The organism is Nitrospiraceae bacterium, assembly GCA_019637075.1.
In the GTDB taxonomy this organism is placed as follows: Bacteria; Nitrospirota; Nitrospiria; order Nitrospirales; family Nitrospiraceae; genus JAHBWI01.
Genome location: JAHBWI010000003.1, coordinates 204,637 through 223,587 on the forward strand (window position 1 = coordinate 204,637; position 18,951 = coordinate 223,587).

The window sequence follows — 18,951 nt, forward strand, 5'->3', positions numbered from 1 at the left end:
CTGGAAGCGTCGACTGCCGCTGCATGTGATCACCGGGGGCCGCTCGTATCGTGTACCGTCCCCAGCACGCGGGTCGGCACTCCGGATGCGTTTCTGCAAATCCGCCCGGACCAAACCAGCCAATGCAGCGAACCGTCCGGCCACACGACGCGGTGACTGACCCGAACGGAAGCGTGTTCCTGGAGGCTTTGCGCGACGGAGGCGAGCACCGAGCTGCGGTCTTCCCAATAAATCAAATCGAGGTAGGCGCTGTAGTTTCCTGGAAATGATCCCGAAGCTAACCCGAACAGGGCCTCTACGCCGGCGGACCAATACAGCCGTCCCGATTCGACGTCCCAGTCCCAGATGCCGACATGGGATGCGGAGAGCGCCATTCGCAGCCGTTCTTCACTGGCACGGAGTTGATCCTCGCTGCGTTTCCGTTCGGTGATGTCGGTGGAGATGCCGCACATGGCATAAGGGCGGCCGGTCTGGTCCGTGATCGGCACCTTGATTGAGAGATAGGTATGGAGCCCGTCGGAATGCGGCGCGCATTCTTCGGATTCCAGCGCGCGGCCGCTGGTGAGGACAATCTCGTCGTTGACGCGAAAGGCGTCGGCAATGCTCTTGGGGAAGATGTCGTGGTCTGTCTTACCGCGGATCGTGGAAGCCATGACGCCGAATAGTTGTTCGAAACGTCGGTTCACCAGCAGATAGGTGCCGTCGGCCTCTTTGGCATAGATTACGGCGGTCGAGTTGTTGACGATGGAGCGCAGCAGTGCTTCGCTGCGTTGCAGCGCTTCTTCTGCCCGCTTCCGATCGTTGATGCATTGCAGCGACCCGGCCATGCGGACCGGATTGCCTCGATCGTCTTGTTCGACCAACTGTGCGCGGGCATGGAACCAGCGGTAGCCCTCGCATTTGGTCAGGAGTCGGTATTCGACATCATAGGACGGACGGCGCCCCTCGATATGGTCGGTCAGCGCGGCGAACACTCGCCCGGCGTCGTCGGGATGAAGTCTGGAGGCCCAGCTGCCGAGTTCATCGGGGAATTCTTCATCGGTATAGCCCAATAATTCTTTGAATCGAGCGGAGTACCACACGGGGGTCGAGTGATAATGCCAGGGGCGTCCTTCCAAGATCCGTGCGTCCCAAAACCCGTCGTTGGAACCACGGATCACGTGCTCGAGCCGTTGCTCGCTGGCTCGGAGGGCGGCTTCGGCCCGTTTGCGCTCCGAGGTGTCTCGCAAGATGCCGCTAAAGAAGGTACCCCGTTTGGTGTTCCAGGTGGCGAGGGAGAGCTCCAGCGGAATTTCAGTGCCGTTTTTATGGAGGCCATAGAGCTCAACTGGCTTGCCGATCAAGTGGGCTCGACCAGTGGCCTGAAATCGCGCCATGCCCTGTAGATGGGCCTCGCGGAATCGTTCAGGCATCAGCATGGTCAAGGGATGGCCCAGGATTTCCTCAAAGGCGTAACCGAACAGCCTGGTGGCAGCTTGATTCCAAGAGACGACGCGGCCTTGCTGGTTGGCGACGATGATCGCATCGGTCGCAGAATCGACCAGGGAGCGGAAGCGTTCTTCGCTTTCGGTCAGTGCATGCTCGGCGTATTCGGCCTTTGCGGCGAGGGCTTGGACGCCGACGGCGCGTTGAAGGACTGCCCGGAGTTCGTCGCGGTTGTAGGGCTTGGTCAAGCAGGCGAAGGCCCCTTGAGTCAAGGATCCCACCGTGCGGTCGGCGCTCGTGTAGGCGGTCAGAATGATGACCGGGACTGAAGGATCGAAGTCCTGCAAACTTCGGAGCACTGACCAGCCGTCCCCGTCGGGCAGGCCGAGATCCAACAAGACCGCATTGAAATGATGGGCGCGGGCGCTGGCGATCGCCTCGGCGCAGGTGGCGGCCACGCTGACTTGGTAGCCGTCATGCTGCAGAAAATCTTCGAGTCCCAGCACGATGTCCGGGTCGTCATCGACGACCAGGACGGAATGTTCTGCGGTTGTGGTTGTCATCGCGCCCTCCCGCATTCGTTCAGATGGTGCCGTCAAAATCTCAACGTGAGCCAGCCCATGATCCGTCGTCCGATCTCCTGCCCCAATGGATATTCCTTGGCCTTGTCGTCGAGGGCGTTGAAGACAGTTGCCGCAACTTCAGCCTCGCGCTGGTACCCAGCCGCAGCCTTTTGGGTCCAGAAGCGGTACGCCGCCCGCATGTTCAATCGATTGTAGGATCCGACGAACGGATCGGGGAGGGTGGCGAGACCGGCTTGAGACAGTGTGCTGAACGACGGCCCCGGCGGATACATGGCGGAGCCGTAGTAATGGTACACGGCTTCAGCGCTGACGCCGTTGTCCCACTCTCCCCTCATGCCCAGATTGAACTTGTTGTGTGGGCCACCGCGTCTGGTGCGTCCGGACGAATCCTGTCGAATGTCCTGGTAGGAATAGTTGGCAAAGCCGCTCAGCCAGCTGGTGGCGAGCCATTCGATGCCGGCTTCCGCTCCATAGATATCGGCTGATCCATGGTCGTTCGTATAGATTGCCAGGGTGTCTGATTGATTGGTCACACTGATGAGATCAGAGACGTGGTTAAGAAAGACATCGGTACGGAGACGCAATCGGTGTTTCAGGTACCAACCCTGATACCCCGCCTCGTACGAAATAATCTGTTCCGGAGATAGATTGGGGCCGCCCAGGATCGAGGTTGTCGTTGGGGGCAACGGCGCGTTGCTGAGCACGAGTACGTCAGACCGCCTTTCGAGCAGTGTAGGCGGGCGATAGGCGACCGATGCGGAAATCCGCAGGGTATGTTCCGGGGAAATATTGTAGACAAGTGCGATGCGGGGACTGACCGTTGGATGGATGAAGCTGTCCAGGTCGTAACGGACTCCGGCGATCATGGTCAGTGAGCGCGCGAGGTTCCACTCATCCTGCAGGAACAGGCCGAATCGATGTTCCGTGCTGTATTCCGAGGTCGAGTTACTGGACAGGGTGTTGTAGCGATAATTCGCGCCATATGTGAGCCGGTTGCTCGGCGATAGTTCGAACGCATGCTGTATGTCGAGATTGTAGGTGTTGCCGATGTGAAACCCCTCCTGGGCGCCGTCGCGAGGCTGATAAGACAAGAATGGGGCCAGCGCCGGATTGAAGCGGACCAGGGAGTTGCTGTCGTATAGATTCCAGAAGGCGCGGATGAAAAAGTTCGGCCGTTCATAGGTCGCACTCCCATACGCCTGGGTCGGACGAGAGGGGTTGGTCACGTCCTGGTTGAGAATCGAGTTGAACGCGTTCGAATCGACCACGCCACCGGCGAGGCTGAGTTTGGCATTGCCAGACAGTGCGTAGGTGGTGAGCACGTTGACGAGACTATCGCGGAATCCGAGTGCGTTCCGGTTGGTCCAGTCGGCATTCTGGTTGTGACCGATGGACAAACGGTAGCCAAACTTGTCGATGGTGCCGGCCTGGACGGCTGATGTGGTGAGAGTGCCGAAATTTCCGCCACCAACCTGTAGCGTGGTGCCGCGCATTTCCTCCGGCGACTTGGTGATGATGTTGATCACGCCGTCGAAGGCATTGAATCCCCACACCGCGGAGGCAGGACCCTTCAAGACCTCGATCCGTTTGATCTCCGGCAGGGTGACCGGTAACAGCTTCCAATTGACGGTGCCTTGTACGTCGTTATAGATCGAGCGCCCGTCTACCATGACAAGGATCTTGTTGGCTCCCGTCTGGTTGTTACCGCGGACGCTTACGTTGAAATCCGCTCCGTTCATTTGCATGACCTCAAGGCCTGGGACGCGGCGCAGGATGGTCGGGATGTCTGTGGCTCCGGAATGTCGGATGTCTTCATCGGTAATGACGTAGACGTTGGACGGTGCCTGAGAGATGGGTTGCTCGTAGCGGGAGGCGACGCTGACCGTTTCCTCCTCCTTCAAGAGTTCCAGGTCGGCGCTCGCGTTTCCTTCCGGCGGGTGACGGGCGACCTCAACGGAAGGCTCAAGCGCCAAGGTCGGACCGGGGAAACCAACGGCCACGAGGAAGGCACAGATAAGAAGTTTGCAAAGCATTCGGCTCAGCGTCACCATTCGGCACTCATAGTTTGAGGGTAAGCCAGCCCATGACCCGACTACCCAGCGTATCGCCAAGTGGGTGCTCCTTATGCTGGTCGTTGAGGGCATTGTAGACCGCGATCGCCACTTCCGCCTTGTCGTGCCAAAACCGGTAGCCGCCTCGAAGGTTCAACAAGGTATAGCTATCGACTGTGGTGCTTACCGGTGCGGGAAGTACGGGCGCCAGGGAAGCAAAGAATTCAATCAGCGGGTAAGTGGCGCCGGAGACGTAATGGACGGCCGCTTCCCCGTTGAATCCGGAATCCCATTCACCGCGGACCCCGACATTGGCTTTCCAGTCCGGGGCGCCGCGGCGGGAGACACCCGTAAAGGTCTGTCCGACTTTCTGGTAGGACACGTTGGCAAATCCGCTCAAGGCCTGGGTGGCGAGAAATTCTACTCCCGCCTCCGTGCCATAAATATCGGCGTCGTTGCCGTTCACCAGCGTGCGGGTGTTTCCGACGGTTTGGAAGTTGATCAACTCCGACAGATGATTGAAGAATAGGTCGACCCTCGTTCGGAGGCGATGCTTGAGCCACCAGCCCTGGTATCCGGCTTCATAGGAGATGATCTGCTCCGGTCCAAGCTTCTGGGAACCCACCAGCGGAAAAGGGGAGAAGAGCGGCGGGATCGTCGGGACAAAACGGAGATCCAGATTTGCTTCGAACAGGGTCGGGGGACGGTAGGCCACGGATCCACTCAGTCGGAATGTATGATCGGGGGTCATGCTATAAACCAGGGCGATGCGCGGGCTCCACGTCCCCGCGATGCGGGTGTGCATGTCATAGCGCACTCCGGCGACCGCCGTCAGGGCCGGGAGCAATTTCCACTCATCCTGCAGGTGAAAACCCAAACGATCTTCGCGTCCGAGCTGGGAGACGGCGCTTCCGTCGACCGAGTTGTAGCGATAATTGATGCCGTAACTCAACCGATTCGTGGTACCGAGGTCAATGCCGTGCTGGAGTTCGAGATTGTAGGTGTTCGTGACGAACGACAGGTTATTCGTTCCGGCGGCGTTCGTCTGACGCAGAAACGGCGCGAGCAGCGGGTGGGTGACCGAGTCGACTGGCAGGTCGTTGCCCTGCCACCAGCCGCGCACCGTGAGCCCGTGAAACTGATAGTGCACATCGGCATAGCCCTGGTTGACCTGGCTCATCGGAACCAAGACATTGGACACCGGGCCGTCAAAACGGTTTGTATCAATGAACCCTCCGGCCACCCGCAACACGGAATCGCCGGAGAAGGCATATTGCGTCTGGACGTTGAATTTTTGCGACCGGAAGGCGAGCGCATCACGATTGCGAAATTGCTGATTCTGGTCTCGGCCGAGCGAAAGCCGGTAATCGAGACGACCGGCGGTCCCGGCATGGACGGCTGCGCTGGAGATGGTTCCGTACTCGCCCCCGCCAAACTGAAGGGTGGTGCCCTTGAGTTCCTGGGAAGACTTGGTGATGATGTTGATGACGCCGTCAAAGGCGTTGAAACCGTAAATCACCGAGGCCGGACCCTTCAAGATCTCAATGCGTTTGATTTCGGGAAGCGTGACAGGCAGCGCCTTCCAGAAGACGAGCCCTTGGCCGTCGATGTATATCGAGCGGCCATCCACCATCACCAGCATCTTATTGGCAAACAGCTGGTTATCGCCTCGCGCGCTCACGTTGAAGTCCGCTCCGGTCACTTGCATGATATCGAGCCCCGGGACGCGCCTGAGCACGCTCGGGATATCGGTGGCACCAGAGTGACGGATATCCTCATCCGTAATGACGTAGACGTTGGAGGGGGCCTGCGAAATCGGTTGCTCGTACCGAGTGGCGATGCTGACTGTTTCCTCTTCCTTGAGCAGTTTGAGTTCTTCGCTGACCACTCGATCATGCCCGAGGGCAGTGTCGACCTCGGGGGCGATCTCGGCATGGGCTTGGTGCAACCGGCAAACGACTAGGAACAGCCCAAGGATGAGCGGCGGGAAGGAACTCACTCGCATGCGAGGCACATTGGATCGGACGTTGTGGGATGCGGCCATTCAGTTTTCCTTGATATGCGGCGCAATGGATGTAGTTTGGGGCAGAAGTACACAGATCAGCTGCCGATCTTAAGCGTCGCAAAATGTATGCTTATGCTGCCTGAATGTCGAGGGGTGAACGAGCGAGCGATAGCTTCGAAATCAGGCTGTCGGCGCGATGGGTGAGAGCGGTCGGCCGATGATCACGACCGCTCCCATAGTTAGGCCGGTATCTGAGAGGATACAGCCTGTATTCCTTCGGATACAGAACTGTGGGGACCGATGTGTGCGCGCGGGCGGCCTGGCTTGAGATCGCCGAGACGGGGAAGGAACGGACGGCCGTTCTGTGCCTCCAACGAATGAAGAAAGTCTTCCAAGGCATTGGAGATCAGTCCTGCCATGGTTTGTCCTTGAGTCCAGTAGGCGGCATCGCGCATCCGCTCGACAAGCTCAGCGGGCAGGCTGACGGTCATCCGTTGGCGCTTCTGGCTCCGCAAATACACGAATTGCTTCATGATGCGACTCCTCTTGATGCACCCATCAATGCAAGGAACCTATACCGGTTGGTTGCCATGCAGCGGTACAGGCTGGGCCGGGGGATTCCAAGGATATCGTTGTCCTGGTTGTTGAGGGATGGTGAAAGTCAGGTTGTGTGTTCCTGCCTGACGGCCATCACGAGTAGGACAAGCATCCCTGCCATCCCAAATAATAATCCTCCGATGATCAGTTCCATGTCGGGCTCCTAGGCCATTGAACCATTCGGCCAACGGATCGCTAGTCATCCTCGGACCCTGCACGACACGCCTTAGGTAACAGCAACAGTCATGCCGATTGCCGAGTCAGGAAGGAGGCCCATGCGGCGAGATCGTATTTTCGCTGGTTTGTATGGAACCATTCATGGGGAAGATCGAGACGAAGCGGAAGCTTCCTGGATGGACAGATGTGAGTTGTATCGGAAACGATTCATGGCGTATCGAATCGGATAACGGAATGAAATGATCAAGGGTGGCCTGCGTTCTGACGGCTCTGCGGTGGAACAGGTATTGGGAGAGAGTGTTTACGAATCACTGCCGCACTGACGACACTGCGGGAGGGGGCTGCTTAGTAGTTGAATCGTAGAGAGACTGAGCCAACATGGACCTGCGTATCATATCGGCCGTTGACCGTTGGGTTCTGGTTGCCCGCCACGGTGCGGACTTCGTACAGCGCGAGTTGGTAGGAGAGGTCGATAGCAAACAGTTTGGGTTTCAACGGACCGAGGCCCATGTCGCCGCATTTGAATAGGCCGAACATCGATCCAGATGCATTGCAGGCGAGCCCGAGACCGATCGAGGGAACGTGGGAATTTGCGGAGGGGACACCTGGATTGAACGTTCTGTCCGGTACTTGGGTTTGCTGATTCATATAACCGGCTCGAAGCGCCACCTCCCAGTCCGGGAGAGATGCCAAATGAAGCCAACGATATTCCGTCCCAAGCATGACCGTATAGGCGCCTTGCCAGTTTTGCGGGAATGGAATGACGGTGCCGTTGGTCAGGTGAACGTCCAGGTTTCGGTTCGACTTCCAGCCGACGTAGTCAACGTCCAATTCGAGTTTCCATTCGCGCTCACGGTTTCTAATAGGCCAGATGGCCAACCCGCTGGAAAAGACTTGCGGCAACACTAACGTTGCCGTAGTCGGCGAGACGAGCGAACCGTTGGCCAGCAGGTTTCCGGTGAGGTGAAGGGTGGCTTGGCTCCGGTAGACCAGGCCGATATTGGCGAGGGGTTTCCCATCCTGATTTCTAAACGGAGTGTAAAGGAGGCTGACGTTGAATCCTGCCGTAGTGTCAGACCCGTTCAATTCGACCAGTGAGCCGGAGGAGATACCCAGCCCGCCTGGCCAGACCGACCGCTGTTCGACATGTCCTTCGCCGAAAAGTCCCGAAAATGTGTAAATGTCTGCTCCGAGTCCGAGCGACAGCTGATCGTTGAGTTTGTAGGCGAGTGTGGGTTTGATATCGAGCAACGGCAGTGTGGTGAAGGTGACTGCGGTACGAAATGGGCCGTCGTTTGGATAGCGCGTGAGGGACCCGAACGGATTGTTGAACCCTACACCGGCACTGAGATCGCCCAAAGCCGTTAGGCCGAGGTCCTTTAGATTGGCGACGAGATAGACGTGACCGGGAGGCGGCCATGCCACACTCCCGTTGCGATCTCCGGTCACCTGAGTTCCCGTCGGACTCGTGAATTGTGTCGTACCGCCGATCAACGAGGTGCCAAAGAGCGACTGGAACCCGTGCAGCTGAGTCAGGCCCGCTGGATTGTAATGCAGCGCCGAAGGATCGTCGGCTTGGGCGGCAAAGGCATTTCCCATGGCCGCCGCCGCGGCGCCCTGGCCTTGAAGTCGAGGAGTCTGGGCGGAGACGGGTCCAGCGGGCAAGACAAACAGGATTCCCGCGAAGCCAAGCCAGAGGAAAAACTGAAACAACCGAAGGATCCAAGTGGTCATGCGGTCAATGGGCCTTGGGGCCTGAGATCCTGCGGTGGTGTCTCAGGTCTGTTTGAACCAACGATCCACAACCTGTCTCAACTGCCCGGCATCGAACGGCTTGAGCAGGTAGCCTTGGGCGCCGGCTTCAACGGCGGCCATAGCGCGATCAAGACCCTCCACGGCAGTCATCATCACGACCGGAACTTCCGGCTCGGTCTTCCGGAGGTCACGGAGAAGGTCCATACCGTCTGTGCCGGGCAGGGCGATGTCGAGGAGGACCCCATCGGTTGCTCCGGCCGAAATCGTGCGGAGAGCCGCCGGTCCCGTCTCTGCGACGAAGACGTCATATCCTTCTGCTTCGAGACGATCCTTGAGGAGCACGCCGATATCCCGATCATCATCCACCACGAGGAGGCGTCGGCATGATGGTGCCGACCGGCCTTGGGCCGCATCCTCCGGAGCACGAAGCGGCAGCGTAAACTCAAATTGCGTACCCCGTCCCACTTCGCTTCGCACCGAAATCGTGCCGCCATGGAGCTCGACCAAGTCCTTGACGATGGCCAGACCGAGACCCAGACCCTTCACCTGGTTCCGTTCTTGATGCTGCTGCACACGAAAGAACGGGTCGAATAGCTTCGGGATGGCTTCTTCCGGTATTCCCAGCCCGGTGTCACGCACGATGATGTGGGCCATTCGGTGAAGGTCCATCGACAGTTCGACAAGGATTTGACCCCCTTCCGGCGTGTACTTGATAGCATTATCGAGCAGGTTCGTCAAAATTTGGCTGAGCCGGTCGGGGTCAGCCCACACCTGGATCGTCGGTTGCGACGACTGCATGGCCAGCTGCAGGCTTTTGCCGGCGGCGAGGGGGCGAAGTTGCTCGATGACGTCCGCGACGATGGTCGGGAGGGGCAGGAGGTCGAACGATAAAACGAGCTTGCCCGCTTCCACTCGGGACAGATCCAAAAGGTCCGTGATCATGCGGGCCAATCTGGTGCCGTTCGCTTTGATGCGGGACAGGTATTGTTCTTGTTTTGCGTTCAGCGAGCCGACCAGCCCTTCGATCATATTGTCGGCAAAGCCGACGATGCTCGTCAGCGGTGTGCGCAATTCGTGGGAAACGTGGGCCAGGAATTGAGATTTCAGCCGATCCATTTGCTTCAGTCGAGCGTTGGCGGACTCCAATTCGCTGGTTCGCTCGCGGACCCGCGCTTCAAGACCGGCGTTCAGGGACTCAATCTCCCGGTAAGCGCGGGCGTTGTCCAAAGCGATGGCGACCTGGCTTGCCAGTGTGGTCAGGATGTCGAGGTCTTCCTGAGTCAGTGCACGGTCGTGGGCACGGTCGACGGAGAGCGAGCCGATGACGAGGTCCTGTACTTTCAGCGGGACAGCAATGAACGACTTCACTTGCAACAGTGAGATCAAGTGTTGGTCGACCGGATGGAGACGGTCCCAGATCCCATGAATATCATTGGTGAGGAACGCTTCGCCTTTCAGCAAGACCGTGCCCTCGACCGTGCTGGGATCGGTCACGGCCACCTCCTGCGTTCGCAGCAACTCGGCAACGTTGGCCGGCACGCCGCGGACGCGAAAGTCGTAGGAGACCTGTCTGGTACGGTCGAACTGCGTGATCATGGCTCGATCGTAATGCAGGTCGCGAACAATTGCGTCCAAGACCTGCGTCAATAGCTGCTCCCGATCGAACGTTGAGCTGAACAAGAGCCCGGCGCGATGGAGCGCCGTCAGCTCGTTGACCTTGCGCCGCAATGTCACCGCGGTGCCTTGCTGCTCGAGGTAGGCTTCGCGCAGTTCCTCATGACGGGCATCGACGGCCTGCTCTTGGTCGCGAATCAGCCGCTGGAGCGGTTTGGCGGCCTGGCGTGTATGGGTGCTGATCATCCACCACAGCAGTGCCGGCGGGACCAAGGCCAGGCCGAGCGTCTCCAGCGTGGGAAACTCCGGATGCTGAACGTGCAGATAGGACAGCATGCCGCCTGCGACCAGGGCCCACATGGCGAACGGTACCCAGTCTCGAACCTGCGGGGTCCAGGTAAATTCCCATTCACAGTAAGGATCGCCTTTGGCCGTGCAGGCGAGGTCCCGAACCGTCGCGGCGGGTGTGCCATGGACCTGTTGCTGGACACGCGCGATGCTGCTCTTGCACGACAGACAAATGACGTCGACGCAGCGCTTGCGATAGGCGCCGAATTGCGCCAGCGCTCGCTCGGTGAATTTCATGCGGAGGATGGCCGAACGGCTGGTGACCTCACCCACCTCGAATTCGAGCACGCCCTTCACGTACTTGCTGCCGAAATACGGCCACATCTTGTACAGCTGCTGGGTTGAAAAAGGACGACCTAAGATTTGGATGAGCGGAGGCACCTTGCGTTGTGTCCCGACGTTCACATGGAAGTTGGGGTCGCCGGCAAGACGTTCGCAGAATTCGCGAAGGTAGCACACAAATTCGTAGGAGTAGCTATTCCAGGGATTGACCAGTGACTCGGGGGTTACATGGTAGGTGTGGTCGGTAATACGCTCGTTCAACATCTGGCACAGGCGAGGGACGGCTTGGTCGGCGACAACAGGCCCGGCTGTGCGGCTGAGATAGTCTCGCAGGTAGTCAATGTTCGACTGGACCACGACCCCGCTCACATCGCAGATCTTCTCCCCCCGGTCGTCGATGCCGAACGGGCGGTACTCCATGGAGGGCCGTTCGAGAATGGAGTGGTCCTTGGTCAGTAGTTCAGTCATGCCTGGGCCGAGCGGGTGCGTGTTCCTGAGTGTTGGCGTCGAGTCGATGTCCTGATGTGGGTTGCGCCATGGCTTCTGACTCACCAGTCCCAACGCAATGCGGTAGCCCCTCTCCGGTTAGTCGCGGCTTTGGGCCACAAAGGACCTGCACACTTTCGGCTGAGGCGCCTCAGGCCAGGCGATTTCATCCAAGTCACAGGTTTTGAGATATTCGATGATCTGCAAACGTTCTTGATGGCTCAGAGAGCATCCGATCACGCCGGTCATGTCATACCCGCGTCGTTTCAGCTCCGACCAGCCCTCGTGTCCCTTTCCCTCCAAGAGATGGCATTCGTCCGCTGTGAGTTCATGCAGCGTGGCAGAGTCAACCTGGCCGTCTGGTTTGGTCAGCCGAACAGTCTGCCGAAATTCGTGTCCTTGATTGGAATTGCCCACGAGACTGGTGTCGAATCGGGAGTCAGGGGGCTGTTGGGTCAGACGCGCTGTTTCCGAACAGGTGTGCCGCGTGAACCCAATCAGAACGGGATCGAAGCTTATATCGCCCAACAGAAAGCAGTCGTCTCGGTCTTCCTTGGGACTCAGGAGCTGGTAGAGGTTTGGGACGGAGCCGTTATGGAGAAACGGCGGAGTCGCCCAGAGCCCGGCGTGAGGACGGGCCATGAATCCGGGCCATGCTATCCAGGTGTTTGGCTCATACCGGCCGGCGGCTTCCATCAAGGTCGATGTGACCCGCTGCGTTGCCGTGCCCATGGCGATCCGTTCCGTGCCGAAATAGGCACTCAAGGGTCCCGTGCCGATGGTGCGGCTGGCAAAATTTTTCAAGTAAGTCGAATCAGTACCCACTTCCTCCAGATAGACCATCGTCATTCGAAATCGTTGACCGAACGAGGTCGGGTGCTCCAGCGGTTCCGGAACGTGGCAATGTTTACAGCGATCCTTGTATAGGGCCTTGCCGAGGGTCGCGGACTTCACGTCGATGGCGCCGAACACGGCTTCCGGCCAAGCGGGCGGCCTAATCGTTTCCGTCAGGGATTCCAGTTCCGCGAGCCCCTTGAGATCGAGGGAGGAGGTAAACTCCTTTCCAGGCTGCGCTAGGTTGGTCGGACTTTCGAAAAGGCCCGCGCCGATACCGATGATTTGGGCGATGTTTCGTGCCAGAGGGTTCTGTATCGAACCGCTCCATTGCACCCAGTCATAGTGCTGAATATTCCACAATGGAGGAATACTAACCGGGGCATTCACGTAGCGATAGTTATCGTGGTCTAGATTGGAATAGAGGCTATTCCCGGCCCGTCCCAATGCGTCGATCCGTCCGAGTCCCCAGGTTGCGACGTCCGGACGAGCCCGGCTCCGGAGCCCCTCTGCGGCACGACGGACGCCGATTCGAAGCGCGGCTCGGGCCTCCTGTCCATCCTGGGTTTTCAAAACCTGGCTGGCGAAACAGTCGAACGCAGCATCATCGGCCGCCGTTCGTTGGAGCGACTCCAGGAGGCCCTTCATGAAGACGAAGTTGTCCTGAAATGACGAGGCCCCCTCGATGTAGAGATGGTGCTCACGACTGTCAGGGGTTTTGTATGTCAAATGCGTCGTATGGCAGAAGGCGCAAGTGACTCCGGCGTATTCCCGGATCTGCCGGGGGTCTTGAGGGTAGGTGGTCTTAGCGAATCCCACAGGAAGTTGATCGGGATTGTGTGTTGCGTTCGGTCGGTCCGGAAGCAGCCGGAGGCTTGTGAGATGATCGGGATCGAGGAAGAACCCTGGTCCATGGCTGCGGGGCAAGGCCAGGAGCCATTCATAGGGGAGGAGTTGAGTTCCGCCGGAGAGATGATAGTACCGGGACTGATCCTCCGGTGATGATCCGATCCGGTTGAGATAGTGTGTCGTTTGAGCCGAAACGGGAACGACCTGCCGGACGGGGCAGGTCTCCATGGCGAGGACTGGGCCAACGAAAAGGATCTGAGCCAGTACGATGCTTCCCACCATACACAAGAACCTGCGCGGCATCACTCCACCTCCCACGATCCTTGGCCCGAGCATCACGGTTCGATCATGCCGGCAGCCAGCAGAGGGCTCATTGTGCTCGGACCCACGTCTTGTACGCCTCATAATGCCGACTTAGCTCGGGAAAGGGAATACGATTGTTGCTCCGGAGCCAGTCCAAGGCAGTTTTCCTTCCGACCAAATCGGCGACCGTGTGGTCGAACCAATAGAGAAAATGGCTCAACGGCGTCATTTGCATCAACCGATGGAGCGGGTTCCATCGTTGTCCGGCGTTGATCTCCATGTCCGCCAGGATACATTCGTCGTAGGTACGGTTCAGCTGTTTGAGGGGATAGGCCAGGATATCTTGCGGATCGTAGACGTTGACCCACACGCCGTGAGGATCGTGCAGTTGAACCGGCGGCGGGGCGCTGGTTTGCCGCAGTTCATGGCGCAACACATACAAGGCCAGCGGCGAGCCGACCGTAATGAAGTTGGCCAGCACGATTCCCGCAGGCCAGCGACGCCGCGCATCCGGGGCCGTCAGGCTCGCCATCAAGTCGGAGGCGATCACCGATCCAAGGCTATGCGCCACGATGGTGAGCAATACCGGCTCGGGTGCAGCCGGGTTTTGGAACCCTTCGATCGCGGTCAACACTTCATCGTGAATGCGTTGGTACTTGCTCCAGCCAGGGACGTACGAAATGGGGTCGCCGACATAACTGAGAATCAACTTTCTGAAGGAAGACCAATAGCTCAGACGTCGCAGCCAGGATCCCCAATGCGTAGAGGGCCCATCGCCGGATGAGGATGACCGATCCGGGAACAACCGATGCCATAAATGGTGTTGATCGTGCTGCGTGATGCCGGACCAGACGACTTCGCGAACCAGAAGCCCGCCGTAGGGATGCTTCTGGCCAAGGCCTCGGACGGTCTTTGCAAAGGTTTTACGAATGCGCTTACCGAGCCCGCGATTGAATCCATGCCGCTCGACCCCCACTCCGTGAATCAACAAGATACAGTGGGGCACCGAGGTGACGGGAGATTGCTGCTTGTAGGGGATGTCGTTCCGGACCGTCGACTTAGGGGCACGAGGACGGCAGGTTGTGTTAGTGCTGCCGTGGGTGGGAGTTGGTGCGGGAGTTATCATGGCGATCGAAATCCAACGTCATACGGGACATGAGGAGGTGGTGTCACAGTACACGAAACGTGGTCGGTCCATTGAGCCGCGCAGATTTTACCGGACAATGCGGAAGCAACTCACATACCAACATTGGCTGATGGAACAGGTCGTGAAAGATAATGCCAACCTATTGAAAGTACATCAGGGATGCGATGCTGGGGCGCGCCAAATGTTTTACTGAATCAGTGGCGATGAAGATGGACGTATCGGATTACATACGTGGCAGGTATCCGGAAGGATACGCGGAAAGGGGCCAAGGTCACGGGTGCGATGAGACGGTTGATTACTGATGGAGGTGTTTCATAGCCGCAGCACAAAGGATGATGAAGAATCCCATCCATAAGGCGGCGCGCTGAAACGGTACGGCTTCGTAGGCTTCCGACTCGTCCTGCTCATCGTCCTCCTCGGATTTGAAGATGACGGTGTAGAGGAAGAGCGTGAGGAGACAGAGCACGAGCAAGAGCTTGATGCAGAAAATCCAGAGATATTTGCCATGGTGCTGCATGCCCTGACCGGTCTGGGATGTCAGGACCTGGTTTACGTAGTGAACGTTGATGCCACCGGTAAAGAGCAGCACGACCAGCAACATACCGGCTACCCGCTTATAGTGCCGGTAAAATGCATCGATGATGGGGCGGATATGTTCCTTGGGCACCCCGCCTTCCTGCATCGCCGGTTTGACAGCCATGGCCAAAAATGCCAGCCCGCCAATCCAGATGACCGCGGAGACCAGATGAAACCAATGGTTGATGATGGGGATCAACTGGTTGAAGTCGAAAAAGATACTCTGAAGAGAATCCATACGGGAGTCGCTACTGGTAAATCGTGAAGCGCAACGCGCGTGAATGGCTCAAGTGGTGCATTATCGGCAGTCGGAGGCGCACATTTCAGAATTTGAAGACGGGCGCTTCATTGCCGAAACGTTTCTTCCGCAATTCTTCCATCAATTCGACCGTAATGAGGGCCACACCGTTTTCGCGTGCGTGCCGTTCGACCCCTTTCTTCACCATGGCGCGGAGGAAGTAGGGAATCCGGCTGAGGCGGAGCTGCGAGGCCTCGTCCCAGGCCACTTCCGTCTCTTCCGGGGTGTTGAACGCGACACGGATTTTCTCGCCGCCCTTTGGTGTATAAAGGCACCACTGGTCTTCATCCAACCAGTCACCGTGGTCCACATAGGGGCGGGCACGGCAGCCGCCGCAGATGTCCGTGTATTCGCAGTCGCCGCACTTGCCCTTCAGTTGCGGGTAGCGAAATGAATTGAAGATGTCAGAGCGTTCCCAGAGATCGACGAAACTGGCTTCCCGGACATTTCCCGCAGACAGGGGCATGTAGGGGCAGGGCGTGAGCTCGCCGTTCGGCGTGACCCTCGCATAGTTGGTCCCGGCCAAACAGCCGCCCCCCATGTATCCGGTCGCTTTGGTCAGCGGGGAATTGGGGTCTTTCTCGTAAGCGAGACGTTTGAAATGCGGGGCGCAACGGGCCCGCACCAACATGTCCTTGTATTTATCCTGGCAGTCAACCAGGTAACCAAGCACTTCCTCATACTGTTCAGGCGTAATGTCGGTGAGTTCTTCGCCTCGTCCTGTACAGACCATGAAGAAGACATTCAGAACGCGGGCGCCAAGGTTGTGGGCCCAATCCACGACCGCAGGCAACTCCTTGTAATTCATCGGCTGAGCGCTGAAATGGATTTGGAACTGCAGGCCGTTCCGTTTGGCCGCCTCGATACCGGCCACCGCGCTGGCAAAGGCCCCGGAAACGCCGCGGAACCGGTCATGGGTGGCCGCGTCGAGTGAATCGATGCTGATCCCGACGCCCATCACGCCCATCTCGACGAGCGTCTTGGCCATGCGATCGTTGATCAGCATGCCATTGGTGCCGAACACGACCATGAAGCCGAGTTCAACCGCGTGCTTCGCGATGTCGAGAATGTCAGGGCGAACCAGTGGCTCGCCGCCCGTGATGACGAGCAGGCAGCCTTTATTCACCTCGGCGATCTGGTTGATGAGCCGGAAGCACTCTTCCGTGGTGAGTTCATCTGAGCCTCCCCCTGCCTTGGTCGTCGCATCCAAATAGCAGTGGTCGCACTTGAGGTTGCAACGCTTGGTCAGGTTGAGGGCGACCAGGTAGGGCTTGAAATCATCGACGGTGCGTCCATCGTTCGGTGCAGGCGACGGCGAATCTGGCGAAAAGAACTGTGTGATCTGCTGTTGAAGTGATCCCAGCATTCCTCCCATCGGAGGAACGTTGATGATCGGCAATGACTTACCCATCAGCGCCCGGCCCCGGTCTTCGGACCGGTCAGGTTGGCAATCATGTCTTTCAGATTGCCCGTCTTCATCGCTTCCGCCATGTAGCCCTTGGCCTGATCGATTCCTTCGGTGGCGACTTCCAGCGTGATGATGGTGGCGCCGATCTTTTCTGCATGTTTTTCGATCAACGCGCGCGTACATTCCCGCATGAATCCCTCGGGAGCTCGATCGAGGCGTGCCTGCGCATCTGCGGTCCAAGTGTAGGAAGAGGCGGGGGCTTCAGCGGTGGTACCCTCCTCCGCACCATTTCCGTTGGCCGTGGTGCCGTTGCCATTGGCCTGGTCCAGCATGGCTGCCGCTTCAGGCGCGGTTCCAGTTCCCTTGTTGGCGAAAATCGGCTGGTAGTCTTCGGCTGCCGCTTCTTGGATCATCGGGCCGGCATATTCGAGCGTAATTGTCGTCATGCCCAGTTTGCGAGCGCTCTTCTCGATCTTGGCCTTGGCGCGACGACGCTGGAAGCCGGCAGGGACGGCCCTGATCGCTTCCTTGGCATCCTTGGTCCATTGCATCGGAATGTCGTCGTAGGCCACATCCATTTCCAAGCCGCCTTCGGTTTTCGCGGCGGATTCGAAAATCGACTTGTCGACCTGCTTAAACCGATTGCCTTCGGCGGAGCAGACGGGACACTTCACCGGAGTATCGCCCTTGCCGATGTAACCGCAGCCGTCGCAGACGAAATAATTCTGGCTCATACGATCCAGATACGCCTGAGTCGTGGAAGTGGGGGCCGGCTTCTCTTCGACCACCTTCGTCATCATACCGCTGAGCGTAGACCCCATGAGATCCTGCGCAACCGCGTCATCCGCCTGCATTCTGTCACGGTCGATGCCGGAGGCGTCGAGGTTTCCGCCCAACGCGCGCATGGCATCCATAGCGCCCTTCGGCAGGATATGGCCCACGGCCGAGTCGACCACGGTGTTGCTGATGATAGTATGGCCCTTCTCGATCGCATAACGGTGAATGGCAGTCTTGGCTACGCCTCGGGCGAAGACGGGAATCTTCTCCATTCGACGCAAGGCTTCTTCCGTCCAGGCAATCGTGTACTCGGCCTGCGTGTCGATGGGCGGCACGTACTTGCGGTTGGAGATCAAGATATTGCAGGGAGCAGCGCGCAACAGGTTCTCGGTGTTGCTGCCGATGTCCATGTCCTCGTCGCTGTGGACGCCGATGCGGCCGACGATCAACAGCGCCGGGTTTTCCTTCCGCACGTATTGAATGATCTTCTCGAAGGCCTTTCCGTCCAGCAAAGTGGTCTTGATGTCGGTTTCTTCGGCCTGCGCGATTTCGCGGGAGATGTCGAGGTGTGACTGATAGATCTTGGCCAGCCCGCTGTCGATGACCTCTTCATGCAGCTTCTCTTGTTCCTTGAAACGGAAGACCTTTCCGGCCTCCTCGTTGAGCACCCCGGAGATGCTGTGGAATGCCGCGTAATGGAAGTAGGGGTCAAAGGCGGAAATGGCTTCGACCGGACGGTTGAACGCCTTGCCCAAGGCAAGGGCCGTCATGAGTCCGCCGAATGAATAGGGGCTGCCGTCCACCGCGACGACAATCTTACCGTTGCCCATCGGCTGGGTCTGCTTGATGATGAGCATGTCCGAATTGCGGATGCGGCGAAGGACCCGTTCGGTATTACTGCCGATCACACTGTCTTTGACTGCGCCGACGCCAAGCGCGCCCATGATCACTAGGTCATAGGCATTGGCGGCGATATCTTCGGCCAGAACTTTCCAGTTCCGACCTTCCAGCGAGCGGCGCTCCACCGGCAGGTTCGCCTCCGTGCATTTCTTGTCGACGTAGTCGAGATAGGAGTCGGTGATGATCTGGAGCCCGCGGGTGATCAGCGAGTCGTGAATCTGGCGCTGGCGGTCGAGTTCCTTCTCGTCATGATATTCCTCGGGAAGGCCCGCTTCCATCTGCTTGAACCGTTTATCGTGCATTTTGGCCGCGTAGACGTGGCTCCCAACGATTTTGGAGCCGAACATCTTCGCGAGCTCGATTCCCACGTCGACCGCTTGGTTGGAATGGTCGGAGTTATCGACGGGGATATAGATCGTCTTGTACATCGAGATGCCTCCTGGGCAAACGCATCATAGGGGTGAACGAAACCCTGCAACCGATCGGAAATTCAATCGGTTGAACGAGACTCCACCCCAAAATGAGGGGGCATGAT

11 protein-coding genes are annotated in these 18,951 nt (G+C 58.4%); all 11 read right to left on the reverse strand.

The window, feature by feature from the left end:
• Positions 1-29: 29 nt before the first annotated feature.
• Positions 30-1,988, reverse strand: coding sequence for a PAS domain S-box protein (locus KF814_09175; protein MBX3236311.1), 1,959 nt, complete (start codon positions 1,986-1,988; stop codon positions 30-32).
• A gap of 32 nt (positions 1,989-2,020) precedes the next feature.
• A complete protein-coding gene (locus KF814_09180) occupies positions 2,021-4,042 on the reverse strand; it encodes a TonB-dependent receptor (GenBank protein MBX3236312.1) in 2,022 nt (673 codons plus the stop codon).
• Between the two features lie 25 nt (positions 4,043-4,067).
• Positions 4,068-6,065, reverse strand: coding sequence for a TonB-dependent receptor (locus KF814_09185; protein MBX3236313.1), 1,998 nt, complete (start codon positions 6,063-6,065; stop codon positions 4,068-4,070).
• Between the two features lie 239 nt (positions 6,066-6,304).
• A complete protein-coding gene (locus tag KF814_09190) occupies positions 6,305-6,598 on the reverse strand; it encodes a hypothetical protein (GenBank protein ID MBX3236314.1) in 294 nt (97 codons plus the stop codon).
• 586 nt (positions 6,599-7,184) lie between these two features.
• Positions 7,185-8,573 carry an outer membrane protein transport protein gene (locus KF814_09195; protein ID MBX3236315.1) on the reverse strand — a complete coding sequence of 463 codons (1,389 nt, stop codon included), beginning with the start codon at positions 8,571-8,573 and terminating at the stop codon, positions 7,185-7,187.
• A gap of 42 nt (positions 8,574-8,615) precedes the next feature.
• Positions 8,616-11,306 (reverse strand): response regulator, encoded by a 2,691-nt coding sequence (locus tag KF814_09200; GenBank protein MBX3236316.1) that lies wholly within the window; start codon positions 11,304-11,306, stop codon positions 8,616-8,618.
• Positions 11,307-11,423: 117 nt separating this feature from the next.
• A complete protein-coding gene (locus KF814_09205) occupies positions 11,424-13,310 on the reverse strand; it encodes a hypothetical protein (GenBank protein ID MBX3236317.1) in 1,887 nt (628 codons plus the stop codon).
• Between the two features lie 67 nt (positions 13,311-13,377).
• The gene (locus tag KF814_09210; GenBank protein ID MBX3236318.1) at positions 13,378-14,436 is read right to left on the reverse strand and encodes a hypothetical protein; all 1,059 of its coding nucleotides are present in this window, start codon (positions 14,434-14,436) and stop codon (positions 13,378-13,380) included.
• 316 nt (positions 14,437-14,752) lie between these two features.
• The gene (locus KF814_09215; GenBank protein ID MBX3236319.1) at positions 14,753-15,271 is read right to left on the reverse strand and encodes a hypothetical protein; all 519 of its coding nucleotides are present in this window, start codon (positions 15,269-15,271) and stop codon (positions 14,753-14,755) included.
• An 85-nt stretch (positions 15,272-15,356) separates the two neighbouring features.
• On the reverse strand, positions 15,357-16,742 hold the full coding sequence (locus KF814_09220) for a radical SAM protein (protein MBX3236320.1): 1,386 nt from the start codon (positions 16,740-16,742) through the stop codon (positions 15,357-15,359).
• On the reverse strand, positions 16,742-18,844 hold the full coding sequence (locus KF814_09225; GenBank protein MBX3236321.1) for a universal stress protein: 2,103 nt from the start codon (positions 18,842-18,844) through the stop codon (positions 16,742-16,744). The genes KF814_09220 and KF814_09225 overlap by 1 nt, the downstream gene beginning before the upstream one ends.
• Positions 18,845-18,951: the final 107 nt, after the last annotated feature.